Genomic DNA, 21289 nt, shown 5'->3' on the forward strand with positions numbered 1-21289 from the left:
TCGCCCGCAGCATTATGTAAGACCGGGAATAATTACGAAGCTGCTAGCACGATGGAGCTAGTGTCACAGCACTATATACCGCCCGATCCCTGCGAAATAAAGCCCTGCTTCTTTCACTTTGAAGCCAAAGGTGCGTTCCCATTCCGAAGCGTAGACAAGGACCTGAGGACGATAGAAATTAACGAACGTCTGCAGGGCACCCTCCTCGACGTGATCGGTCTTGAAGTCAACAATGACCCAGCCGTCTTCTTCTTCGAACAGAAAATCGATGACGCCTCGCAAATAAGCATGCTTCACAGCATCATCCCCGATTGCCGAAGCCGGCGCTGCTTCGAGCCTTATGTCTTCCATAGCCATGCTGTTGAATGTTTTAAGCTCTGCGGCGTTCTTCCTAAGTAACAGGGGCAGCTCAAACAACCGGCGGCGTGCACGCAAGCTTCGCTGCCACAGTTCGCTGACCAGGATGCTTTGCGCAATCCGTACGGCTTCGGGGATGTACTCTGCTGCCAATCCTTCTTCGCTCGCAAGCCAATGTACGGCCTCATCCAGATCCGACTCCGCCAATCCCTTGCCGAGCATTTCCAGCGAGCGGTGGACAACGCTGCCGAATGCCATCCCTTTCCCCTCCGAGGACCATTCCGGACGGTCATGGAGCGTCTTGGTCTGTTCCGTTACCGACAGCAGCGAATAGGTTGGCCGGCTTATATCATCCAATTGGCGCTGACGAGCAACCCGAATGCCGAGGATATCCGGTCCTTCGGTTAACTCCGTTTTGGGCGTCTGTACGCGTTCAGGAACCTGAAGTTCCGGAAGCTCTGGCATTCCTTCAACGAGCGGGGTCCAGGGGCATTTGGCCGGCTGCTCGGGATATAAACTGATGACCAGCATTTGCTTGGGCCGCGTCGCTGCTACATACAGCAGCCGATCTTTCTCAGCCTGTGTGAATGTCCGTTCCCGCTCACTCATTACGTCCCAACCGGGGGGCTGAGCAGCTATTTTCAGATGAAATCCCCCTGTTTTCTTATGGATCGTAAAATACCCGGCTGCCGGGTCGGAAGACCGATCGATATAGTGCGCGGGCTCGTGTTCGGACTCTTCGCATGGACCCGCAAGAATAACGACCGCCGCCTCCAGCCCTTTCGCTTTATGCAGATTCATCACACGGACGGCTTGATCGCCTCCGACATACAGACTCGAGGTTTCCATTCCTTGACATGCTCTTTCCATCAATCGGCATAGTTCGCTCCAGCTTGAAGCAGCCCTCGCATCGCTGTGCACAAGCTGCATCAATCCGACCAAGGTTCCCGCGCGTACCGAACCAGCGGGCAATGCCGATACATACGGTATGATCCCTAAATCTTCAACGATAAGACTGAAGGCTGCCGCTGCATGTAATGTACGGACCCATTCCGAATACATGCGCAATCTGGCCAGCGCTGCGCCAACCGGCTGCGCATTTTCGCTCAGTTCTGTTTGCGATCTCGATTCGTGTATGGATATCCGGCTGCCTTCCTGCTTATAGGCCCACAGCTGCTGGTCGCTTAATCCAAATAACATGCCGCGCAGAACCGCGAGCAATGCAGGCTGATCGGAGGCGTCTTCAAGACAGCGGGCCAGCTGCCATAGCATCAGCATTTCTTCATAAGCGGCCGTACTTCCGGAAGTATCGGCAGGAATACCGCTTAGGTCCAGCTGTTCCGCATAGACATGAATGAATGTTTTCGTCTTGGTGAGAATCAGGAAGTCCCCCGGAACTGCATTCCGGCTTGTGCCGTCCCTCTGGATGATCTGCAGGTTGCCATCGGTGCAAGCCCATGAAATATAACTTGCGATACGCTTGGCATCTTCCAGGGCAGCCGCTGCTTTTCCCCCGGTAATCTTGGGATAGTTCAACACGTATACACCATGCCCTGTTGCTTGGGACGAGAGATCCCAGTCCGTCTCCATCTTCGCGAACGCCGCTTGATATTCGGTTTCGACTGAAGGAAATTTGTCTGCAAACCGACTGTTGATATAATCGCCGATCGATGGAACGGAACGGAAATTAGACGTTAACTTAAGAACACCCCCGCACTCACGGATTCGCGCTTTGACCTCGTTATAAATCGAGATATCTGCCCTGCGAAAACGATAGATCGACTGCTTCGGATCTCCCACCAGAAATAAGGAGCCGGGCCGCGGTTTCAGCCGCCTCCAGTCCTGATTCTCCATTCCCAACTCGATAACGCCCGTGAGCAGAAAAATAAGCTCAGCTTGCACCGGATCCGTATCCTGAAATTCATCAACGAGGATCCGTTGGTATTTTTGTGCAAAGTAAGCCCGAACTTCAAGATGGTCGCGAAGCAGCCTGGCAGTTTCTACGAGCAGGTCCTGAAAATTCAACCGGCCTGCAGATAAGCGGCGTTCCTGGCAATAGAGAATAGCCGGGCGAACGAACGCAATCAGCTTCGGGTATAAATACTCGCGCCATTCCTGCAGAAAGGGAAATAACACGGTTTCCTGCCAATCGATAAATCTGGTCTTCAGCTGGGCTGCCTGCTCTTTGGATGTCCATCGCTTCTGCGTTACATGGATCTTGCTCTCGAACTGCTCTGCAATTTCAAGAATGCGCATATCATCCTTCACGTCAATCAGCCGCAACTTTTGGCAATTTGTACGTACAAGTGTTTGAAGCTTGTCCCATCCTTGGTCAGGCTCAGTCGATGGTATATACGGCGCCGCCGCCTCAAGCAGTGGAAAGAGCGTATCCCGAATGCGGTCCAAGTTTGGATACGGTCGTTCTTGACAAGGCAGCTCGACATCGGAGAATGTGGTTACCCGATCATAAACATCCCGCAGTGTATTCACATCAACGCCGAGCAGCGATAGTTCGTCCAAGAGCCGCAGCTGCGCTTCATTCAATTCTGTAATATAGTCATCCCAACAAGCATCACGAAAGTGCCTGTCCTCCTCTTCGGCCATCTCCTCAAAATACGGATCCAGCCCTGCTTCAATCGGACGCTCCCGCAGCAGCAATGCGCAGAAAGAATGGATCGTTCCAATAAACATGAGATCCAGCTTGCTTAGAGCATCCGAATATCGACGGCGGCTCGTTGAACCGGACTCAGCTGTTCGATAAGCGTTTTCCAACGCGACCCGGAATCGTTCCTTGAGCTCCCCGGCAGCTTTATTCGTAAATGTGATCGCTGCGATTTGTTCTGCCTGCACGCCATGAGCAATTAAGGCAAGAAGCCTGCCTACCAAGCTGGTCGTTTTACCCGATCCGGCCCCTGCTTCCACAAGCAGCGTCGTATCTAAATCATGAAGGATTCGATGACGGTCTGCTTGATCCGCCGGCAAGTTTAATAAATTGGATTCAATCAACCCCTTCCACCTCCCGCAGTGAACCTAGTACAGCTGAATTGACAGCAGCTCCCCGTTTATTCCCCATCCACTCGGCGTGCGAGCCGCACACGGACTTGTACTTGCATCGCTTGCATGTATTAATATCTTTCGTTGGAATAAACAGACCTTGATTCATGGAATCCAGAAGTTTAGAGATGATGTCGCCTAATTCCTCCCTGCGGTCTTGCTTCCTCCTGACATACTCTCCTCTTCCCCGTACGGTTGGAAAAGCATATTCCGCTTCCGTTACCCTGGCCTCAACATCATTTCCTGTTACATGAAGCCACTGTTCAACCGCGATTGAGTACAGGGCATGCTGAAGCTGTGTTCCTCCGCTGAAATATTCGGCCGAGGCAAATCTTTTGGTATTGCCTGTTTTATAATCAATGATTCGATATTCATGAGGGCCGATGCGGTCCACCCGATCGACGAACCCTTTCAATTTCACTTGCATGCCGTCCGGCAATGTCAGCTCCATCGGCTCACCCTCAGGTGTACCTAGTTCCAATTCGAAATAGCAGGGCTGTTCGGTCTTCCCTTCTTCGTTCCTGTAAAAAACCTCTGCATCGCGCCGGATCTCCTCGCATTCCTTCTTCTGCACATGCGGGCTGGGAGCCGGTATGGACTTCGCGGCATCATCAAGTGCTTGGTCTACAATCCTATGCAGCTTGCGTCTGTCATGCTGCGGCGGCTTCGTACCGAACTCCGTAACCTCCTCCAAATACAGCCTGTAAATATGATGCAGGAGCGTTCCCCGTTCATCGGCCTGCAGCCAACGGGCACGGTCAAAGACAGGAATTTCTTTAGGACGCAGTCTTAACACGGAATAAAAGTAGTATTGCAATCCGCATGCCGCATATTTCTCCAGTTGACTCACACTGATGGCTTGTTGCCCCGGTATTCCGTCCGAACCTGCAGGATCCGCTTTGTTCGTACTCAGCCACCCGTCATAAACCGATAGCCTTTCATCTTGGCAATTCACCTGTGCCAGATATCCCTGCGCCAAAGCCGGATAAGCATGTGATACAGCCTTCCATCCATCTTTTGTTCCGTTTGAATCCCGAAGATATTGCGCCCATACATCGATCTCATCATATGTACTTCTTCGTTCTTCCGGATGCAGCACATCCATTACGCTGTACGGCTGCCCTAATACTCTCTCTAAAGCGCTGAAATCCTGCGTGTCATCCCCAGATTGCAGCCTCATTATTTGCAGCATCTCGAATGCAGGGCTTCGGCTTTCCCGCTCCCCCGGATCGTATGAAGCATAACTAAGCCACAATTCCCCGCATATGAGTGATAATCGGACATCACGAGCGTTTCTGATTTGTTTGGCTTGTTCACGGACCAGCTGTAAATGTGTCGATACCGCCGTCCGCTCTTCATCCAGCAACAGAGGATCCTGCATGATCGGCATGCTCCAGGCCCGTTCATCCATGCCGACGATCCATGTTCGGTATCTTCCGCTGAAGCCGCCGTTATGGATGGAAGTAACATGAACTGCCCCCGGCTTCGGTGTTGCATCAACCCGGATCCGTATGCCGTTCAAGATTTCAGTTACATATCGTACCGCCCACTCGGGCGTCATGGACCCAACTTGGATTCCCGATAGACGTGTGCTCCAAGCTTGAATGGCCGTTTTTACGTTCTGGTCGTCGCTCGAATGAAGAGGTACATGCTTCTCAACAAAATCCCCCAACCATTCGAGCAACCGATCGGGCCTCCACTCGCTTCCTTCCGGAAGCTTGTCGAACCAGCCTTGAAGCACCTCATGCAGCTTCATTCCAAGCTCCTGCTGCCCGTCCCCCATGCGTTGTCGGGAATCAAGGATTCCGGCATAGCGATGTCTGCCCCAGCCGATTCCGCTCTGCTCCAGCAGGCGAATCCAGTCCCTGGCGGATGCTTGCTGGTCAGCGATTTGCAGGCATCCGCTGCGAAGCATCTCCGTAAGGCGAGTCACTGGGAACCCTTCCTTAATCCAAGCAAGAATGGCTAGAGCAGCCTTACCTGCCGTACAGTAGGAGATCGGAAGCCCATTGGAGAACGTACACGGGACCCCCGACGCCTCGGCCTGCGAGTAAAGTACAGGCGCATATCGTTCATAATCCGACAACATGATTTCCATCTGATCCAGCGGCTCGGGCTCTGCAATCATTCTGCGAAACCCTTCGCGAACTTCAGCTAAACTTCCAGCGGCGCGAAACATCATTAGTCGATTGTTAGAGAATCTTGCATGAGAATAAAAAGGCTCATCGAAATTGATGATGTCCAGTTGGCTCCCGGCTATTTTCTCGATCAGATCCCATTCCATTCTCGACCATCCGGCGGGCTGCAGAAGTAAAAATCTTGTGTTATCCGCAGTTGGAGAACAATACTCGGCCAAACCCGCAAAGTCCGTCAGCGCCTGCTCTTTGAGGTAAGCCTCATAACGATCAAGCAATTGTTGGAGATACAAGCCCTTGCTCTCGTTCGAAAAGTCCTTCGGATGTATGTCTCCGGAACGAACCCCAGCCATCCGTAATTCAACGAGCGACTGATGAACTTTACGGACCACCCCGGGGTTTAGCATTGATTGGTGCGTAATATAACTATGCGGATCTGCTTCGGCCTGGTGCAGCATTAGCTGTCGAATCACCCAGAACGCTTGCTCGTCCTCAAGAAAACGTATCTTTCGACGCGACAGCTCGAATGCCGTATTGGCATGCACCATGCCCTGAAGTGTCTCAACTCCCACATTAAAAACAGAACCGAAACGTTCGCAAATTCGCTCTAGCAATTGGTGGCCTTGCGAATAGGACGGGACAATCAGCATCTTAGGGGACAGCGGATCTTCTTTTATTTTCTGATACAATCGATCTATTAGGTCCATGCCAATCCTCCTCCCTTGTAATTCTATATACCTACATTCGCCAAATTTCCCATTGTCCCCTTCCTAAATCCGCAACAAAAAACAAAATACGCCAATTTTCCTCATTTCCAGGGAAAAGATTGATGTTCTGTTTGGAGGAATATATCGAGTGATGCTATTCCTTCCATAAGCTCAACAATGGCCAAATCCTTCACAATAAACCGGATCACACCGTAAACTTGTTGTTCAAATGAATCATAGATCCGACCAGCGCTCCGACATCCCTTAGGCACTGTATGCGTGCTGTTCGCAACGTAGCCGATCTTTCCAAGCGGAGGAATCACCGCCTGGATCGCCTCCTCGTCATACGGATTGCCCGGATCTTTAATGAGCTGCACGACCATCCCCGGCTTCAAAAAACTTGCGCCGAAATAATGCGATGTCCCGGTAATTGCAATAAACCTTTGTTCCATGCATATCTACTCTCCGTTTCTAACCCGAAACTGTATTTATGTATTCCGGATATTCAACCCCGATCATTGATAAGCTTATTTTAAAGCTCAGGATGAACACCTGTTTGTCAGCGAATGCATGTTCTAACTAAAAAACCTTCACACGAATGACGTGTGAAGGTTTTAGCAGGATACTGCTGTATAAGAGGATTCAATACTTGTTGTCTAGAATTATGTCATTATTCAACAATTTACTATTGCTGATAGGAGTGATTAAATTGGACGCACGAAAATTAGGAGAAATATTAAGCGATATGTATAATCGCGCCCCGCATGGAAGACAGGTGACCATGATTCATCTTTTTGGAATTAAATATGCAGATGTAATTCTTACCAACCATCTGAGTATTAAGGAAATTGTTGGTTTCTCAGGTATAAATCACTCTTATGCTACGGAAGTAAATAAAGGAATAAACTTATCGGAGTTTGTGATACCGAAAGAATAGTAATTCTACATAAAGCCCCCATCATTCCTGATGGGGGCTTGGGTCGACAAGATTTTAAACCGTTATTCTATTTCTATAACATAGAATTTGCTTTGAGCATTTAAGTCATTCCATTCAACCTTATAGTTGCCCTCTAAAGTAATATATTCTTCATTTTTACCGGAGCCTGTCGGTTTGTATATTTCACCGTAAACGGCATACTCCTCTCTGAAAAATTTGTAGATGCCATTATTGTTTTTCCCCTGGTAAAACGGTTTGTCAGATACAAGAACAACACAAGCCGTCTTAGTGAACCCTAGTCGCCTCAACTCTTCCATGAATTTAATATCTTTCGTGAAGGAGTATAATTGTTCCGGATATTGTCCATTTAGAGGGCATTTCAACTCAATCGCGTATTTCTCCAGCTTATCCACTGAAAAAATTGATATATCGATTTCCTTTTTGATCGTGTTACGATTGCTTGAAAAATACGAAACGTTACGCTCAAACTGAACTTTGTATTGGGGGAGACTTTCTCTTAGAAAAATCCCCAACTCATGTTGCAGGCTGAATTCATTATAAATTTCAATATGGCTTTCTTGAACGTACCTAAAGAATTCTAATATGCTCTTTTTTAGTTCTAGCATCTGAGTCACCTCAATCACTATTCAACGGCATCAAGAGCACTTTTAAGCTTATCAAAGTGGCTGACAAGCCATTCAAAATGCTGCTGATACTTTTCTGGGTTATGAATATCGGCTTCAAGAGAATAGAGAATTCTTTTGGCTACACTTTTTTCTCTGCTCGTATACCACTCAAGTGGATCCCCAAATATATTTTCAATCTCCGTCTTTTTCGATTCGAGTAATGCAAAATACTCCGGGCGATGAACATAAATCCCAATCCGCAGTATTTTCCTTCTGACAAGCTGAAAGAAGAGATGATACTCCGGATGATTAACCGCTACATCGTACCAATCGTCATATGATGGTTTTCGGGATGCGATATCATCCCCACGTCCATGATCGCGACAGTACTGTACAAAATTTGTCCAGAAATCCATCCTTAAAAAATGTCGATCAGAAAGTACCCTTGTTGTTTCAGAAACAAGGGCGGCCGACTCTTCAGAATCAGGCTTCGGCAGTTCAGGGACATCCGCACGGCCATCATTGACAAAGGATAGGTGTAACAGATCAATCATTTGCGCTTCGTCTTTAAATTGAATGTTCCAACGAGTCTCAACAAATTTCAGAAGCTTAATGCCACGTTTTAATATACGCTGAGCATCCCAATCTACTTCCCGAGACACTTCGATTTCGGAGTGAGATCCATCCTCATAACCACGTCGTCCGCTGCTCTTTGAAGATTTCTTATCTACAAAACTATCATTCTGTAAAGCAGAGTTTACGCTCTGCGACAACGGCAATAAATTGCCAAGTGTACCCGATAATATTTTTATCTCGTCATCTGTATACTGACGGAACTGATTTTTCCAGTACCATTTTGTTGGAGTCTGAGGAAGAATATGCTCAATTGACACCTTGTCTTTTTCAACCTTTGTAAATGGCATCCATCCAAGTTTTTCAATCCCTGTTTCTTCTGCCTTCTTAAATTCATATTCAAAAAGCAAATATCGAAGATCGCGCCAGCCATAAAATCCATCGCCATTTGAAAAACGTTTATCGATCCGGGTCATGAAGTTCTTGATCGCAAAATCCATATCATTCGTGGACGTTTCCATCAGGGACGCTGTAACCTCACTTAAGGCAAGTTCACCGATATAAACATCGCGGGTCTTTCGGTAATAATCACTGCTCTTATAACTCGACTGGAATGCCGCCATTCTGAATGATAAGAAGATAAAGCGTTCTACAGCACGGAAGAAATCGACACGTTCTTCTGGCGTGGTATTGGCATCCGGGGTTAATGATACTGCAACAAGTGGTCTGAAGTAACCAATCCCAATTCGATTGAGACGTTCAATCCAAACCTTCTCTTCATGTGTTAACTCACTAAGTTCCGGGAAAAATGTATAAAACCAATATTTCGCAACGCTCTTCAAGCTATTAACATAGGCTGCTATTTCACTAGGCTCAAGTTTGCTAATTGTTGTAACTGTTTCTACTTCAGACTCCGTAGGTTGTGGAACATCATCGTCTTCCTCAAGATCCGAATCAACAATTCCTGGAACATCCTCTCCAATGGCCACGATCTGCTTATCAAAAATATTCTTAGAAGAAAACTTATTAAGTAGAAATTTTATGTAATCGTCGCCCTTCTTACGAGAGTACTGAAAATACATAATCCAATGAGCTCTTAAGAACTCATCATCCGATAATGGTGAATTCTGATTGCGGCCGAGCTGGTAATAGATTTCCTTCCACGCCTCATTAATTTGTTTGCGCAATTCTGCTTTATCCATCGCATCCAATTTATCGGTATCATATAGAGTAGTCAGATAAATCAGACGATTTTTCAACAGTTCAAGATTGGTCAGCTTTTTACCGCGATTGTTCATCGTTTCAAAGGCTACAAAAACATCATAGTCATCCTCAATTTCATGAATATTAAACATCAATTGTAATGTGATTTTACGAAACACGACTTCTATGCCATCCATACCCTCGTCTTCATACAACTTTTGCAAACAATCAAAAAAGAACTCTTTTGCATATTTTAAGTTTTGAGTATAGTAGGTTTCATTTACGGCACCGCTATAAGGCTCCTCAAATACTTGATAGATAAGATAATCAGCGCTTGGATTGTCAGCCTCATACCCAAAAAGGTAGGTCGTAATAAGGTTTTGAGGCGGCCGTTTCTGCGAGATGTATTTATTACGGATCGCTTTCAGCGTTTGGTAGCAAAGAACGATCTCCTCATCATTTTTTTCCGCATTAAACTCTAAATTCTTAACGAATAAGACGATCTCATTCACGAGAATCGAGAAGGTAGTAAGACGCTGCTGGCCATCAACAATGTGGTATCCTTTATATCCGGAGTCCAGCAGCCACGTATCATTGCTCCATCCTTTTGATTCAGATTTTGGAACTGCCTTCAATGACAACAGGCCGGTATAGTGATACCTGTCTTCCTGCAAATTTACGATATCATCCCAGAAATCTACGAGTTGATCCTGCTTCCAGGCATAACCTCTTTGATAGTCTGGAATACGAAACAATTTATTTTGAAACAATTCAGATAATGACTGTAGGTCGCTCATGCTTGATCCCCTTTTTAGTTCCTCTTAAGAGTAAAAATATCAATTATCTAATGTCACCACTCCAACGTATCATCTTCTTGATAGAGTGAAGCTACATAGTCTATGAATTTCATTAATTTGTTCCTGCTAATTGCTTTAATGCTGATTTGATACTTAGCACCGTATCGCATATTAAGTTCTAATGCCGATAGATCGGCACCGAGGAATCTTTCCTCTTTAATGTACGTGGATTCTATATCTTCATATTTCGCGATAAACTTGGACGTGAAGTTGCCCGAATCTTTCACGCAAACCGAATCGACGGTCAGAACTAAACCCGACTTCCCGTTGCTAAAGATACTCGTATCGGTGATATCAATCATTTCATCCTTGCTATATCGACCTTGGCAAATAATTTCGCGAGCATTTTTAACTCTTGGAGCATATTCATCGCCGGGTGTATAACCGAAAATTTCTTCAAACTTTGCAACCAGTGCAGACTTCAAATCACTCATTGTATGACTCTCCAATCCCTTTAACATTTCGCATGACTTATAGTTAATTTCATAGAATTCCTCTATAGTCATCTGATCTTGAAAAAACAACTCGAATGATGCATCTACCCTGCATATGACGGGACGATCTTTGTAGATGCTGCACAGATTCGTCCCAGTGTCAAAATGAAGGCATACGCCGTCCCCCCGATCCAGATGTTTGTATTGATCGGTTATGCCTACCCGCTTACAACACAATCCGCATTGGTCGCAATGAAACATGCTATCCTTGCATTAGCATATCGAGATATTTATTACCGTTCTCAAGCACGTAATCTGTCGCTTCATCCAATTGCCCCTCTTGCTTAAGAAGGGACGAGTCAAGGATGATCTTAATGGCTTGAGCCATTTGAACACATTTGTAGATTTCTTCTTGTTCAGCCTTGGAATAGTCCTGCCAATTGACCCCTTTTGAATGGATGATGTCACGTAACACACCTACTTGATAGGCAAAGAAAACGTCTAGCTTTTTCAATAATTCTGTAAGTTGGTTCGCCCGAGTAAAAATTGCTTTCAACGCGATGCCGATATTCCTTGCCTGTTTCTTAAAGGCTTTGGCTTTATCGTAATTGCCGTATGCATCGTTTAAAGCAGTTTTCGCTTGGCTTGCAAAAATAGCTCCGCCAATGGCAAGTGCGGGTCCAGCCACGAGCCCCCCTAGAACAACCATGCCTCCGGTTACTCCTAACCCTCCTGCAGTCAACGCCCCTCCGCCAAGCCAAGCCAATGTCGCATTCGTCGCTGCTACGCCTGAAAGGGTGCCTATTGCAGTGCCAGTCGTAGCGGTGACTATAAGTCCACCTAATCCGCTCATAACCACGCTGTATGTACCATAAGCGAGCAAAGCCCCTGAACCAATTGCCGCTAACCCATTCATTGCAATTTTTTTAGCTTCAAACGATGCTTCCTTCAACTGTTTAAAGCTCTCACTAGTTGGATTGAAGTTTTTAAGCTCATCAATACCTTGACTGTTCTTAAGGTTGATATTTTTAATTTTCTCAAAATTACTTATAAACTCATTGATCGACGTTGTCAGGATTCGAATCTTCTCTTGCCCAAGCTCAGTAATAGCCTCATTTGTTCTTTCTCTCGCCATTGCAATAAATTCTTCCGCTTCTTGTGCAATCTCCTGCGATGTCTGATTAATGGATTTTGCTTTATTCATGTCCCGTTTTGCTTCAAATCCTTTTTTGGCTCCTGCCGCCGCTGTTATAACTGCTAGTCCGGCAGCAATTGCAGGGATTAATGGTAGTGGCATGTATTGCCCTCCTCAATAAAGTTAAAATTCTAAAACTGCATCCTTCTCAGACATAAAACGATCAAACTCTGTGAAATTCTTAAACTTTAGGGCCCCACCCATTTCAACCGCAATGTTGTTCAGCCCCTGAGTGAATAACTCCATATCTTCAATCCGACTTGCAGTTTCTAACATGGAAAGGGATTCCGCGAAGACTCTTTGCCTATCAGCGTAGAACTTTCCTACCATTTCAAGCAGCTCGTTCCCCTGCTTACCCATCGCCTCCTTAGCGGCTGTTGCGATGGTATGAATTTTGTTTCTTCGTTCAATAGAAAGCCGTTCTTCCTGAAGGGTCTGCATGCATGCCATATATATGGACGAGCTTGCTAGATAGCCGACCATCCCCCCAATGGCAGTTCCTACACCTGGGAATATCGCTGTCCCTACGGCTGCACCAAAGCTCGCTGCCATCATGCCGGTACCTTTTTCACCTAACTCCTCAACAAGCTGAAGACTATCGATTTCACCTTTGGCATATCGAAATAGTGATTTTCCTGCTTGGACTGTCGCAGTTGCAATCATTGCAGGCATGTTGGTTTTTGACAGATTAACAAAGACGCTGTTCTTGCTTGCTCCCATGAACCCCCTGATTGCAGTATCGGTCGCACCAATGAAATACGCGGAAGCTGCTCCAGCTGCGGTATCTTTGGCCACATCCCTTATCACTTCCACTGCCTGTTTCTCGCCTCGGATAAAACTTGTGACGTTCTGTACTGTTGAAATGACTGCAGATACGACGGCTGCACCTTTTGCATTCTCAAGCCCTGATCGATGGGCAGTTTCCAGTACATACTTCGCTGTCGCCAGTTGGGGATGCTCACGAAGGAATATCGCTTCTTTGGATGTTATCCCACTGTCCTTCAAATCACTCGATACTTGGCGGTATTTTTCTGCCTTCTGCTCTAATAGCTCAGCTTTATCGAATTGACCCTGGCTTCTAAATTTCTCGGCTTGTTCAGATAAGCTGCTGGCTTGATCTTCGGCATACTTTTTGGCGATCACAAATTGCTCTTTCGGAACTAGAACGTCATTGCCCCTATACCTCTCCCATTTATCGCCGCTCATTTTATCTACTAAGTTTTCAGAGCTAATTCTTATTTCCTCAGGAGTTCCAAACTTGCCGCAAAACTTCATCTGAGCTCCCCACGAAGGGTTCCCGGAGTCATCGACTGACAATATGTCGAATTGTGGGTCGTTTCCTCTTCCTATGTCATTTGATCGATGAACGCGAGTATTACTTTTGTTGATGATATTCTCGGCGTTCGTTTTATCAACATAATGGATTTCGGCTGAAAAACCAGCTTGCTGCTTTATATTCTGGTACTCAAAATCCGGATTAACTTTGGACTCAGCTACCTGCTTGAGCCCTTTCCTTACAATATCGCCATTAGCATCAACTGACCCTTTATAGCCTTTAATAAATTCCGATGCCGCTTGACCATAGCGTTCAATATTTTCTGTTGTTGCAGCCCCTATAGTTGCATCAATAAAACCGCTATGACCTTTGTCCTTCTCTGTATTCCCCATAAAATAACCTTTCACAGCACTGTTATAGGTACATCGAACTAATTCGACAAAATCCAGTAAATCCCTCCTATACAAAGTATCAAGGATAAAAAACTAAATTATTGTTAAGTAGGGTTTGCTAACATTTCTCATTCTACAGTCGGTGTTTGACATGACTCTGTCAGCGAATATTCGTTCCCATTCAAATTTTGAGCAAACCACATTGGACAATATAAATAAAGCACGAATGACCTTTACTCCGGTCGTTCGTGCCCTTGCGAGTTATTATTTCACATGTTTCATATTGCCGCCCAATACTAATAGTTCCTTCATGATCCGCCCCAATGACATTAAGCCTCGTCCTCAACATCAATTAAATACACCCGTTCCTGGAAACCGCCTCGAGCTTCCGCCTTCTTCTCTCTCAAGGCCTCAAGCTCTTCCCATGTTGCCCCGTGAACAACTGTCAACGCCCGGATAACCTCAAGCATATCTGCAAGTTCTTCCAGCGACTCTTTTGAAATTTGAGCAGTAAAGTATTCCTCCGACTCTTGTTTGAGCTTTATGATCAGTTCTTTCTTATACTCTTCCTCATCCAAGATCCGTGTGCGAAATTCTTTGCCTGTAGCTTCAATGACTTGGGGAATCAGATCCCGAACTAGCTTATTGTAAACCGGCATAGATTCCCATCCTTTACATGGCTAATTATGTAATCCCATTGTATCAAATCCATGAACCAAGGAAGCTTAATTGTCGGTTGCATCCCTTGATTAGGCTCAACCCAAATCAATTCACTGAGTAGCTCCCCACCAACCCAACCTCTTGATCTACTCACTACTTACACCTTATTCGCAATCCATTCACTACACATCATGGTAAATCTTATGTCATATTTGCTTGACACTCACTACACTACGTAGTAATTTATAATCACTACGTAGTGTAGTAATACGATTCGTTATGGACGCATAACGATTTGAAGAGGTGTTCACCGTGAACCAAATTCAAAAGCTATCGGATACTGAAATGGAACTCATGGAGGTAATTTGGGAATGCGACCCTCCTGTCACATCGACCGAATTACTGCATATTTTCGCTGGGCGGGGCAAGGAGTGGAAAGCGCAAACGATCTCCACCTTCCTATCGCGGTTGGTTGATAAAGGAGCGCTTAAAGCAACAAAGCATGGCCGAACGAACAAGTATACGCCCCTGATCACACCGAAAGAATACAAACTGGCCGAGACGCAGCATGTTCTGGACGAAATATATCAAGGATCGGTGAAAAATTTAATCGCGGCCCTGTATGACGGTGACAAGCTTTCGGATGAAGATATTGTGGAACTGAAGCAATGGTTTTCGGGAAAGTAGGTGCCATTCATGAATACCATTCTTGAACTGCTGTTTACGTTGAATGTAGCGGGTAGTGTCGTTGTAGCTTGTATTCTGTTGTTGCGTCTATTACCCACCGATGCCTTCCCTACAAAGTGGCGTTACGGACTTAGCAAAATGTCCGTAGGCTTCTATCTTTTGCCCGTAGCTCTTGTTCTGCAGTCTCTAGGGTTGCTCTTTACTCCGAAGCAAAACCCTTCTTTATCCGGTTTACCTATGAGTGTGCAGCAAATACAGCCTGATCTATCCAAAGTGGTTATCCCGGAACTGAATTTTTCGGCTGATATTGCTCTTGCCTTTTTGAGTATGTGGGGGATCGGAGCTTTAGTTTTTGCAGTGTGGCAGGTGTATTGCTATCGTACGTTTGTAGGGAAATTACAGCAAACTCGCATCCCCGTTCCAGAGAACAGTGAAGCTGCCAGACAACTTACCTTAATGAAGGAAGTTCTAGGCATGCGCAGCAACGTTCATCTTGCATACAGTTCTGCTGTTCGGAGTCCTGTCCTTGTCGGGCTATGGAAACCGACTATTTACCTCCCTATGGAAAATACGGCGGATATGGATATGAGTATGGTGATCCGTCATGAGCTGACCCATTTAAAACGGAAAGATATATGGGTCAAAGCATTTGCGATGGGAGCGTCCGCCATCCACTGGTTTAATCCCTTAGTCCACATTCTTCGCAAGGACATTCAGACATGGAGCGAGCTTTCTTGCGATGAAGAAGTCGTAAAAGAGATGTCTTATGCCGAGCGAAAACGCTATGGGGAGACGATCTTGAACGTCATGGAAGGGTCAAGGAATTTACCCATGCAATTCTGTGCCTTCTTATCCAGTGACGGCAAACAATTGAAAAGGAGATTGATCATGATGCTTAGTGTGAAGAAGTTGAAAAGACAAACCGTAATCTTTGCGGCAACGGCAATCATTGCTGTTGGAGCAATCGGGGCATCTACAGCCGTTTGGGCTTCAAAAAATTCACCTGAGATCAAAGCTGAAGCAACGATAAACGATGCTACTAATCAAACCATTGAAGAGATCGGTGGTTCTGCATCAAATACAATCTCCCAAAGCATACATTATTTTAAGTATGACGCTCTTTTACCTGATGAGAAAGAATTAGTAACTAAAGAATTGGGGCTTTATGAGCCTAAAGGTTACGACAACTTGGTTCCTTATGAAAAACTCACACCAGCCGAACAGACTCAAGTTACTAAAGAAGATGGAATTTACACTTCTGAAGTAATTGATAAGCTCAAATAAATCTAGTGAAAAATAAAGCCCACGAAAATAGTCGTGGGCTTTTTCTTGTGGCGCTATTACTAAGAAGATTAATAAATAAAATAACCAGTTGCATTAATTCGCTGATCAGAGAGATTACCGACTGCAAGGCTCCAGACACTCGTATAAGGTACTGTAATTTTGCCGCTGAGAGGCGGTCTAGAATCTGTTTCTTCCCAATAGAAATTACCAGAATTTCTATCGTATAATCCAACACGTACTAAACCTGCACGTGGACTCCAGCTAATATTATATTCAACGGTATTGCCCTTGCTCATACTGAATTGGCTTACACCATACTCATCATATCCAGCAGGAATATTCCAGTCAATATTGTATCGAGCAAATACCCCTATTTCATCATTAACGATGTTAGCATGTGTCTCGCTACCGTTTACGCTGCTATTGGATTTTTCCTCAATTTTCAATTCAGGAGAAGAAGCAAAAGCTGAAATGGAGAGTGTCATCATCATTACCAATGTCAGAGCAACAGTAAGTAGCTTTTTCATACTGAAAATCCTCCTTAGAATTTAATAGAAAACAATAAACAATAGACTAGCCCCTAAAAGAACTCACCTCCCCCTTTATTACTTTGTGTGCCACCTCGCTTCTAATAGCAAATGTCTTTATGCTAGTGCACAGCCTCTTGTCTCTTGCTCTTAGAAATAAGGCAGTCTCTAAGATGCCTGTTTAATCAAAAAGAGCTAATCTACTACTATAACGACTTATACTAGGAAAATATGACTGTTTTTTCTAAAAAATATTTCAATGACTTAATCTAGGAAATTAATGTTATTTTATGTTAGTATTTTACTAAAGATGGAATGATTATTAGGTACTTATAACTAGTAGTAAAAGAGTTAAACGGGGGAGGGTATAAGTGGAGCAGGAGGAACAATGGTTGTATTTCTTACGCAGCAATTTCTTTGATTTAGACCACGAGGCCCAAAGGTTAGCCTATGAAGCTTATCGGCATTTAGTCTATCGGGACATTTTCTTTCTGACACGAAGTCATGAACTGACTGAGGATGTTGTGCAGGAATCATTCTACAAGGTGGTGGCTAAAGCCCCGCAACTGAAAAGCACTATGCATCTCAAGGCCTGGATCGTTAAAGTCGCTAGAAATCACGCCTATGATTTGTTCAAAAAGAATAAAAAGTATCGTCATCTAAGGGAGCCTCAAGTCGTTATTGATTTAGAGGCTCCTTCCTTTCACCCTACAGTAGCCGAACAGGTGGAAGATCAGATTCGAAACGAGATACTTCACGAGGCCCTTAATGAGTTAAGCCCCGAGTATCGTCAGGCTTTGTTCAAGTATTACATCGAGGAGAAAAAGTTTAAAGAAATTGCACAAGAGCTTGGTAAAACCGAGCAAGCTTTAGCCCAAACGATGGTCAGAGCCAGAAAGAAATTGTACCGCTATTTTTCAAAAAGATGGGTTGATGCCGATGAATGATGAATTCAAACACAACGATGAGCTTTTGCAAAAATGGTTAAAGGACGTCCATCAAGACGTGGACATTCCAGACGATACCCAATCATGGATAGAAGTGAAAGCTCAGCTGGATAAAATAAGAACACGCAGACGTTGGATCAGGCGACTCCAAATAGGTGCGTTGGTCGCTTGTGCATCTTTGCTGATTAGTTTTTTCATAACGACAGACTTGCCTACCGCTTATTCCCAGTTCCAAGGCCTTGTCAAAAAAGTACAGGAGAACTTTATCGATATTTTCTTTGAAGACCCTGAACCTTATATTGAACAAAATCCTGAAGCTAAAACGTCGTCTCCACCACCAGACGCTATAATTTCGCCTCCTCCACGCGGAGAAGGCCGTATGGAAGAAACAAGTTTGAATGATGCAAGAAGAAAGGTCATGTTCACTCTGGTTTCTCCTACCTATTTACCAGCCGGTTATGCTTTAGAAACTGTCCGTATATTCCAGGATTCTGACGGGGAGTACCGGACGGTTTTTATGGAATACGTCTATGGAGAAGGACAGATCCTTCAATTCAATCAGCACTTGATTCGAGAGAATTCCTCCCCGGAGAAAACAACGATTAACCATGCCATGGCCATTATTAAGGATACTGTCATTAACGGTTATAAAGCAGTTCTGATTATTCAAGATCCCGATTTAACCCATTTAGAGTGGGTCACCGCCGATCATATTAAACGATCTATCTTTGGGGTCTTGGCTGAAGAGGAAATCATTTCAGTTGCGGAATCTTTACAGTAAACAAAAAGTAGCAGGTACTTAAGGAACCCTGCTACTTTTTGTTATCACCTGTCTGGAATTAGAATTGATCCCGAATATAACGTCCCCTCTTCTTTTACGCTTCCATGTTGCGTCCAATGAGACGATTTAGAGCGATAATAATAGCCTGGGGCTACCGTAACCTCATGTTCCGTGTATGTATTTGAGGAAGTTGCTAACTCTGCCTTGGGACTGCGGTAAATGTCCACCCAACTTGAGCCTGTCCATCGTTGCAGAGTCAATTGTACACCGATGGTATCTACTCGCTGCTTGGCTGTGCTATATCCTGAAATGCTAATTTTTGAATTTCCAATATTACTAACACTTGTCCCTCCGTTGTTCAAATACTTGTAGTTCGGATCGAATAGGGAATAATTCGTTAGCGGCAGCTCGTCATCGGACGGGGATTGCGTTTCATCCATCGATTCGGCTGAAACTAACTGCGCCGAGAACAACAGTAGCATGGCGAAACATAAAAAAGACAAAACTATTTTCTTCATTCGTTTTCATCCTTTCTGTTTTCCTTTACTATTAAAACGACTTATCCCCATCAAATATGACGCAATTTTTATTTCGGATAAGAAAATGTAATTCCTCAGCCACGAATAACAAAAAGACCTTGAATTCGACCTAGGTTGAATTCAAGGTCCTCACCACCATGAGTTGATCATTCGATGATGTTAATCTTCGATGATGTTAATCTTTGATCCCGATTTCCGATAAAAATACGCATTGATGACATTGCGCCACCACTCCTTTGCGGCTCCCCTGCTCCCCATCACGCCATTCCTTTGCTCTCTCCAGTCTTCCAGCAGTTCTTAACGCCTCCCCAGAATCATTTCACGAGCTCCGTCGGGTTCATGCCCGTGAATTTCTTGAATACCGTGCTGAAATACGGAACGTTTTTATATCCGACCTTTTCTGCTACTTCGTAAACCAACGCATTTTTCTCCATCAGCAGCTCACGGGCCTTCTCGACCCGTACTCGGGTCAGGTAATTGTTGAACGTCTCTCCGGTCATGTTCTTAAAAATCATCGACAAGTAGTTTCTCGAAATATATACCTTATCCGCCAGTCCCCCAAGCGTGAGGTCCTCGGCATAGTGCTCGTGAATGTAATCGATCATAAAGTCGACCGCCTGGCGATGCTTTCCGTTCCCGCCCCATTCGCGGCTGCCGAATACGAGCCCGATCTTGGTGATCAGCCATTCGGCAAGCTCGGAGGGACGCTGCAGCTTCGCCATTTCGCGCGTAATGCCGTCATACGGGAAGATATCGTCAACGATGGTCCCCGTCTCATAGAAAGCGAAGGCGATAATGCCCCACAGCTCGCCGGCCAGCATGCCGACGTAGGGTTTGGTGATGCCCCCTTCCTGCTCCAGCCGCTTCATATAATCCCTTATAATCGTCTGTGCCTGATTCTCCTGTGAGGTACGAATCGCGCCGGCCAGCTCCAGGTATAGCTTAACGGGACGCACCGGAGACTTGGCCTCCGCATTGCCCGGCTCCTGTGCACTGTAGAAATACAGCTCATGCTCCGGAACCGCCGGCCGGGAAGTCACATCGATCGCGCGGAAGGCTTCTTCCGTCGAGATGCCGATATCCCTTATGCTGCTCTTGCGTTCACCGATGCCGATCCGAATCTTCAGCTTCAAGTAGTTCCGCACACAGTCGATTAATCGGACACCCAGCTGCTCCAGCCGCTGCCGCACTCGCTCGGCAGGCTCTGTTCGGTCATGATGAATAATGACCACCGAGCGGTTGGTGTGGAGATCCGTGTGGTCGAAGCATGGAAATGCCGCCTGGGTAATTTCGCACGCCATATTGCTGATTGCAAATCGAAGGAGGCTCCAGTCCGGCAAGCTTAATTTGGCTGCCCGTTGGTCGTAGACCAGCTCGATGCCGATGACCGTATGATCGTGATCGGACCAATACCGATAGGGCTCCGGGATTTCCGATTGGAGTCCTGATTGCAGCAGGGTGCCGGCTGCGGCCGATTTGACCCACTCCTTCTCGACGAAGGGCTCGTACAGATGCAGCTTCTGGAGCAGCTCATCCTGCTTGCTGCGCAGCTCTTCACGCTCCTCCAAATCGGATATCGCCTGGTGTAGCACGGATTTCAGCGTCGGAAGGCTGACCGGCTTGGATAAATAATCGCTTACGTCCAGACGCAAGGCTTGGCGGGCATATTCGAAGTCCGAGTAACCGCTCAGAATGATCACTTTTCCCGTATAACCGGCGTTCTTCCGCAGGTGCTCGATCATATCCAGACCGTTCATGACAGGCATGTATAAATCGGTAATCACGATGTCGGGGCTGGCCGATGCAATCATTTCAAGCCCTTCTTCCCCGTTCAATGCTTCCCCCGCCCACTCTGCATTCAGTTCATCCCACGGGATGGCTTTGCGGATTCCCTGCAGCACGGCGCGGTCGTCATCCACGATTCCTATCTTCCACATCTGAAGAGCCCCCTTCTTATTTGCAAAAAGAAAAACAGCTTCACTCTAACGGTAATAAGCCTTGCCCGATCGGCTGTGAAACCGCTCAGGCATGACGTAAACCAGGAATAGACTGGAACTATTTTAACAGACAGCTTTCACCGAATAACCGAGTCATTTTACTCCCTTGCTGACATCTCGT

The 21289-nt window shown here is 45.7% G+C and carries 17 protein-coding genes; 5 read left to right on the plus strand and 12 right to left on the minus strand.

From position 1 onward, the window contains the following. Nucleotides 1-63 precede the first annotated feature (63 nt). From NSQ46_RS25375 to NSQ46_RS25385, 3 genes are all read right to left on the minus strand, one after another. Nucleotides 64-3363 (minus strand): UvrD-helicase domain-containing protein, encoded by a 3300-nt coding sequence (locus tag NSQ46_RS25375; RefSeq protein ID WP_342575210.1) that lies wholly within the window; start codon nt 3361-3363, stop codon nt 64-66. After that, a complete protein-coding gene (locus NSQ46_RS25380; protein WP_342575211.1) occupies nt 3356-6253 on the minus strand; it encodes a PD-(D/E)XK nuclease family protein in 2898 nt (965 codons plus the stop codon). The genes NSQ46_RS25375 and NSQ46_RS25380 overlap by 8 nt, the downstream gene beginning before the upstream one ends. Before the next feature lie 101 nt (nt 6254-6354). Then, entirely contained in the window at nt 6355-6705 is a 351-nt protein-coding gene (locus NSQ46_RS25385) for an HIRAN domain-containing protein (protein WP_342575212.1), read from the minus strand. Nucleotides 6706-6962: 257 nt separating this feature from the next. Here NSQ46_RS25385 and NSQ46_RS25390 point away from each other — a divergent pair, with 257 nt between their 5' ends. Beyond that, nucleotides 6963-7190, plus strand: a complete 228-nt coding sequence (locus tag NSQ46_RS25390) for a hypothetical protein (protein WP_342575213.1) — start codon at nt 6963-6965, stop codon at nt 7188-7190. A 62-nt stretch (nt 7191-7252) separates the two neighbouring features. Here the strand turns inward: NSQ46_RS25390 and NSQ46_RS25395 are convergent, their stop codons facing one another. The 6 genes from NSQ46_RS25395 to NSQ46_RS25420 all read right to left on the minus strand — a co-directional run bounded on the left by NSQ46_RS25395 (nt 7253) and on the right by NSQ46_RS25420 (nt 14405). Then, nucleotides 7253-7816: a hypothetical protein gene (locus NSQ46_RS25395; protein ID WP_342575214.1), complete on the minus strand. Its 564-nt coding sequence runs from the start codon at nt 7814-7816 to the stop codon at nt 7253-7255. Between the two features lie 17 nt (nt 7817-7833). Next, nucleotides 7834-10389, minus strand: a complete 2556-nt coding sequence (locus NSQ46_RS25400) for a DUF4268 domain-containing protein (protein WP_341341525.1) — start codon at nt 10387-10389, stop codon at nt 7834-7836. A 53-nt stretch (nt 10390-10442) separates the two neighbouring features. Further along, nucleotides 10443-10883, minus strand: coding sequence for a hypothetical protein (locus tag NSQ46_RS25405; RefSeq protein ID WP_342575216.1), 441 nt, complete (start codon nt 10881-10883; stop codon nt 10443-10445). A 262-nt stretch (nt 10884-11145) separates the two neighbouring features. Beyond that, a complete protein-coding gene (locus tag NSQ46_RS25410) occupies nt 11146-12180 on the minus strand; it encodes a hypothetical protein (RefSeq protein ID WP_342575217.1) in 1035 nt (344 codons plus the stop codon). Nucleotides 12181-12201: 21 nt separating this feature from the next. Continuing rightward, on the minus strand, nt 12202-13746 hold the full coding sequence (locus NSQ46_RS25415) for a hypothetical protein (protein ID WP_342575219.1): 1545 nt from the start codon (nt 13744-13746) through the stop codon (nt 12202-12204). A gap of 329 nt (nt 13747-14075) precedes the next feature. Then, nucleotides 14076-14405 (minus strand): nucleoside triphosphate pyrophosphohydrolase, encoded by a 330-nt coding sequence (locus NSQ46_RS25420; RefSeq protein WP_341341521.1) that lies wholly within the window; start codon nt 14403-14405, stop codon nt 14076-14078. A gap of 313 nt (nt 14406-14718) precedes the next feature. On the opposite strand from NSQ46_RS25420, the gene NSQ46_RS25425 reads away from it, so the two are divergent. Both NSQ46_RS25425 and NSQ46_RS25430 read left to right on the plus strand, forming a co-directional pair. After that, complete coding sequence (locus tag NSQ46_RS25425) at nt 14719-15093, plus strand: BlaI/MecI/CopY family transcriptional regulator (RefSeq protein ID WP_007131084.1); 375 nt, start codon at nt 14719-14721, stop codon at nt 15091-15093. Nucleotides 15094-15102: 9 nt separating this feature from the next. Beyond that, a complete protein-coding gene (locus NSQ46_RS25430; protein WP_341034331.1) occupies nt 15103-16377 on the plus strand; it encodes a M56 family metallopeptidase in 1275 nt (424 codons plus the stop codon). Between the two features lie 68 nt (nt 16378-16445). Here NSQ46_RS25430 and NSQ46_RS25435 read toward each other — a convergent pair whose 3' ends face one another. Further along, nucleotides 16446-16904, minus strand: a complete 459-nt coding sequence (locus NSQ46_RS25435; protein WP_007131082.1) for a hypothetical protein — start codon at nt 16902-16904, stop codon at nt 16446-16448. A gap of 371 nt (nt 16905-17275) precedes the next feature. On the opposite strand from NSQ46_RS25435, the gene NSQ46_RS25440 reads away from it, so the two are divergent. Both NSQ46_RS25440 and NSQ46_RS25445 read left to right on the plus strand, forming a co-directional pair. Further along, nucleotides 17276-17851 carry an RNA polymerase sigma factor gene (locus NSQ46_RS25440; protein ID WP_342575222.1) on the plus strand — a complete coding sequence of 192 codons (576 nt, stop codon included), beginning with the start codon at nt 17276-17278 and terminating at the stop codon, nt 17849-17851. Further along, entirely contained in the window at nt 17844-18632 is a 789-nt protein-coding gene (locus tag NSQ46_RS25445) for a DUF4367 domain-containing protein (RefSeq protein WP_342575224.1), read from the plus strand. The genes NSQ46_RS25440 and NSQ46_RS25445 overlap by 8 nt, the downstream gene beginning before the upstream one ends. A 44-nt stretch (nt 18633-18676) precedes the next feature. On the opposite strand, the gene NSQ46_RS25450 is transcribed toward NSQ46_RS25445, so the two are convergent. After that, on the minus strand, nt 18677-19150 hold the full coding sequence (locus tag NSQ46_RS25450) for a hypothetical protein (protein WP_210095773.1): 474 nt from the start codon (nt 19148-19150) through the stop codon (nt 18677-18679). Nucleotides 19151-19485: 335 nt separating this feature from the next. Then, nucleotides 19486-21108 (minus strand): response regulator transcription factor, encoded by a 1623-nt coding sequence (locus NSQ46_RS25455; RefSeq protein WP_342575226.1) that lies wholly within the window; start codon nt 21106-21108, stop codon nt 19486-19488. Between the last annotated feature and the right edge of the window lie 181 nt (nt 21109-21289).

Source organism: Paenibacillus sp. FSL M8-0142, from assembly GCF_038597315.1.
Lineage (GTDB): Bacteria > Bacillota > Bacilli > Paenibacillales > Paenibacillaceae > Paenibacillus_AQ > Paenibacillus_AQ lactis.